Raw genomic sequence first — 2,929 nt, forward strand, 5'->3', positions numbered from 1 at the left:
GTTGTCGTTGCGGCCCGGGTGTCCGTTGTCGTTGCGGCCCGTGCGGCCACCCGCACCTCGGCTCGCCTGCTTGGCACCACCCGCGCGGCCACTACCTTGCGACGAGGCTGGCGCACCGGCATTGCGACTACCTTTACGAGGGCGCCTTGCATCGAGCGAAGCGAAATACGCATCGTCGCCGATAGCCTCCTCCATCCAAGGAAACAGGTCGGTCAATGCGCGAAAAACGGCTTTTGCCGTGTCCGACTTCCGGGAAGCCGATTCCACTATGCGGATGCGCTCGCAGTTGTCCCTCGCGATGTCCTGGAACCCCTCGTTCACCCGCGTATGAAATTCCTCGCCAGCCTGCTCCAGACGATCAGCGCCGAAGCGGTGCGTAGCGCGGGCCAGGCCGCGTTTGGCCGAGCCACCCGTGGCCATAAGAATGGTGCGGTCGGGGTCAAGGCCCTGGCAGGCAAACGCATTCACCCGATCGACCAAGGCACGGTCGAGGCCGCGTCCGCAGGACTGGTAGGCCACCGTCGAGTCGGTGAAGCGGTCGCACAGCACCACGGCACCCCGCTCGAGCGCGGGCTTGATCACCTCGGCCACCAGCTGCGCGCGGGCCGCCTCGTAAATAAGCAGCTCTGCCTCGTCCACCATGGCCCCGTGCGCAGGGTCCAGCACCACAGCGCGCAGCTGCTCCCCGATATCGGTGCCGCCGGGCTCGCGCAGGCACACGACCTCGCGGTCATGCTCGCGCAACTTGCTCGATAAAAAGCGGATATGCGTCGATTTGCCGGCGCCTTCGCCACCCTCGAAGGTGATGAAGATGCCGCGCGCGGCACCGGATGTGTCAGGTGTTGCCTGTGTCACGGGTTTCTCTTTCCTGCACGTACGCTCAAACGAGATCGTACACGTCGCTTCCCTGCACGTCGATGCCGACGAACACGGGAAAGTCCACTACCTCGATGCGCCGCAGCGCCTCGGTGCCCAACTCGTCGTAGGCTACCGTCTGTGATGATGCCACGCACTTCGCCAGGTAAGCCGCAGCGCCTCCGCATGCCACGAAATAAACGGAACCCGTCTCGATGCACGCCTCGTGCACCGCACGCGAGCGCCGCCCCTTGCCCACCGTGGCCACAATGCCGGACCTATGCAGGTCAGGGGTAGCGAAATCCATGCGCGAGGCCGTGGTCGGGCCCACTGCGCCGAACGGGCGTCCTGCTGCGGGCGGCGTGGGCCCCGCATAAAAGATAGTCTGTCCCTCCAAGCCATAGGGCAGCGAACCCGCCGCCTCCCGCTCGGCCAGCAGCCGGATATGCCCCGCGTCGCGCAGCGTGTACAGCGGGCCCGTCAGCAGGCAGGCATCACCCGCATCGAGTGTGGCCAGCTCATCGCGCCCTATCGGCAGCGTCAAGCGCTTGACATCAGCCACGGGAGCCCCCCTTTGCTGCAAGGTCGATCGTGGTGCGCCGCATAGCGGAGCAACCCATGTTGATAGCCAGCGGCAGAGCCGCAATATGGCAGGGTGCGGTGGCCACGCGCACGGCGAGCGCCGTACATGCGCCGCCCAGACCGCCCGGACCCACGCCCGTGGCGTTCACGGCAGCCAGCAGCTCCTCCTCCAGCGCCCGTATGCGCAGGTCGGCAGCCGGCTCGTCCACGGGACGCATGAGCGCCCTTTTTGCCAGACCGGCCACTTTGTCGAACGTCGCACCGATACCTACGCCCACCACCAGCGGAGGGCAGGCGTTGGCGGCTTTCTCGCGCACGCAGGCCACCAACTCCTCGACAACGCCTTCCTTGCCGGCACCGGGCACCAACATGACCACACGGCTCGCATTATCCGAGCCGCCGCCCTTCAGCATGATATGCAGGCGCGCCGCGCCGGACTCGTCTACCGGATGGATATCGCAGAATGCGGGCGCGTTGCTCCCCGTGTTCGCACGGTCCAGCACCGCGTCGCACACCACCGACTTGCGCAGACGCGCCTCATCGTAGGCGCGCGCCACAGCACCGTCCACGTCGGCGAACACATCGCCCGCCACCGCAACATCGGGCCCCACTTCAAGGCTCACCCATACGGTTCCCGTATCCTGGCAGATGGGCACGCAATCCGCCTCGGCGATCGCCGCGTTCTCGACCAACTGGTCAAGCACGGCACGCCCCCGCGGGTTCGTCTCGGCTGCACGGGCCGCCCTCAGCCCTTCGGCTATGTCGCGCGGCAGCACGCAGGCAAGCTGCGGAATGGCCGCGTAAACCGCCTGCGCGACCGATGATTTCGTGATAATGGTTTCCATACGTGAAATTATAGCGCAAGCGCTGCCGTTAAGACTCCGCAGGGAGAAAGCACCAACTCGTTACCGAATGCTGGTCGATTGCCGGTTGATTGCCAGCCCAAAAGATAATCAGCATGCTGGTCCGTACACGGGGAGGATGCGGACGACTTTGCAATTCGACCTGCTCGGCCCGAAGGCAATCCGTCCAAGACGCTCCGCCCGAATGCGCTCCGCCCGAATGCTCCGTTCACGGGTGATCCGCTCGAATGCTCCGCCCGAATGCGCTCCGCCCGAATGCTCCGTTCACGGGTGATCCGCTCGACCACCCAAGAGCGGCAGGCTTCAAAGCCGGAGTTGAAAAATCGATCGATGCTGTGCAAAATTTTCGATTTCCCGCCCAAACAGGCTTGCTCAACGACCTTTTAAGGCATCCGTGCCCGCCAAAGCCATCACCTCGGCAGCTTTTCTTTGTCGCGCACCTTTCTGAACAGGTATTTCCTTATTAGCTTGCAAACATGCTTTTCTCTGCATCGATACCCGATGCGAGAAAACGCAAATTTTGCACAGCATCGACCCAATTTTGCCGTTGTTCCAACAACGGCACCATCGTGCGCAAGAACGCACACCCGCGCTACGCATCGCCCCCGCTTTCGCCTGCCACGCCACTG

At 64.1% G+C, this 2,929-nt stretch carries 4 protein-coding genes; all 4 read right to left on the reverse strand.

Features of this window, described 5'->3' with window-relative positions:
• Positions 1–855 (reverse strand): dTMP kinase (gene tmk / locus RR842_RS03220; RefSeq protein WP_332728964.1); only part of this gene is annotated, 855 nt, incomplete at its 3' end.
• A gap of 25 nt (positions 856–880) precedes the next feature.
• Positions 881–1,417: a fumarate hydratase C-terminal domain-containing protein gene (locus RR842_RS03225; protein WP_332511839.1), complete on the reverse strand. Its 537-nt coding sequence runs from the start codon at positions 1,415–1,417 to the stop codon at positions 881–883.
• Positions 1,410–2,282, reverse strand: a complete 873-nt coding sequence (locus RR842_RS03230) for a fumarate hydratase (protein ID WP_332511838.1) — start codon at positions 2,280–2,282, stop codon at positions 1,410–1,412. Before RR842_RS03230 ends, RR842_RS03225 begins: the two co-directional genes overlap by 8 nt.
• Positions 2,283–2,672: 390 nt before the next feature.
• A partial coding sequence (locus RR842_RS03235; RefSeq protein ID WP_332728965.1) for a hypothetical protein occupies positions 2,673–2,929 on the reverse strand: 257 nt, incomplete at its 5' end.

Source organism: Gordonibacter sp. (genome assembly GCF_036667095.1).
GTDB lineage: Bacteria > Actinomycetota > Coriobacteriia > Coriobacteriales > Eggerthellaceae > Gordonibacter.